Origin of the sequence: Streptomyces sp. NPDC056738, from assembly GCF_042790435.1 — a bacterium.
Classification (GTDB): domain Bacteria; phylum Actinomycetota; class Actinomycetes; order Streptomycetales; family Streptomycetaceae; genus Streptomyces.
Genome location: NZ_JBHTZF010000036.1, coordinates 1 through 1,128, shown reverse-complemented (window position 1 = coordinate 1,128; position 1,128 = coordinate 1). Strand labels below are relative to the sequence as shown.

At 64.2% G+C, this 1,128-nt stretch carries 1 protein-coding gene; it reads right to left on the bottom strand.

The window, feature by feature from the left end; all coding sequences use genetic code 11:
* Window positions 1-23: 23 nt before the first annotated feature.
* Window positions 24-893 carry an IS5 family transposase gene (locus ACFRIC_RS41960; protein ID WP_382797303.1) on the bottom strand — a complete coding sequence of 290 codons (870 nt, stop codon included), beginning with the start codon at window positions 891-893 and terminating at the stop codon, window positions 24-26.
* Between the last annotated feature and the right edge of the window lie 235 nt (window positions 894-1,128).

The window sequence follows — 1,128 nt, the reverse complement described above, 5'->3', positions numbered from 1 at the left end:
AGAGGTCGTTTTCTCCTGTTGTTTCATCCCGGAATCTGCCGTTTGGTGTGCGGTGTCGGGTCGCGCCAGGAGATGGTGTTCTCGCCGGTTAGGCGGCGGGCCATGAGGTCGGTCATGGCGATGTGGATCATGGCTTCGGAGCGGGTGGGCAGGGTTTCGTAGTCGCGGGCCAGGCGGCGGTGGAGCATGAGCCAGCCGTAGGTCCGTTCGACCGCCCACCGTTTCGGGATAGGAGCGAATCCCCTGGTCCCGGGCTTGCGTTGAGTGATTTCCATGTCGATGCCGAGGGTGGCTGCATGCTCGACGAGGTGTTGGCGATAGCCGCCGTCGACCCACGCTTTGCGGACGCGGGGATGTTCGGCGGCGACCTGGTCCAGGAGTCGGGTGCCGGCGACGGAGTCCTGCACGCTCGCCGCGGTCACCAGCACGGCGAGCAGAAGGCCGATGGTGTCGGTGACGATGCTCCGTTTCCGCCCGACGATCTTCTTCCCGGCATCGATGCCCTGGCCGGAGGCGAGCACGCTGGTGGAGGTTTTCACGCTCTGCGCGTCGATCACGCAGGCCGATGGTTCGGCCTCCCGTCCTTCCTTCTGTCGTAAGAGTTGCCTGAGCAGGCCGTTGAGCTGGGCGAACACGCCTTCCTGCTGCCACCTGGCGAAGTAGCCGTAGACCGTGTTCCAGTGCGGGAAGTCATGCGGAAGGTAGCGCCACTGGACGCCGGTGCGGTCCACATACAAGATCGCGTCCATGATGTCGCGCAGGTCGTGCTCGGGCGGCCGGCCGAAGTCCAGAGCTCTGCCGCGGCGCTCGAAGCGCCAAGCTGAGAGCACCGGCTCGACCAACTCCCAGCGGGCATCGGACAGATCACTCGGGTAAGGGTGCCGCTTGGCCATGCTTCCGGCGTACCGCCCCGAAGTGAATGCGCCCAGTCGCACCGAATGGGCGCTCGAAGCACACAGCCTCGAGGACCGGGCGTCCTGGGAAGAAACAGGATTACGACCGTTTCTGCCCCATCCGCAACCTCCCGCAACCCAGAGACATCGACAGCCTCCAAGAACTCGCCTGCACCACCATCCATCACCCAGAGAATCGCCTAATAACCAGGCAAGACAGATGAAAACGACCTCT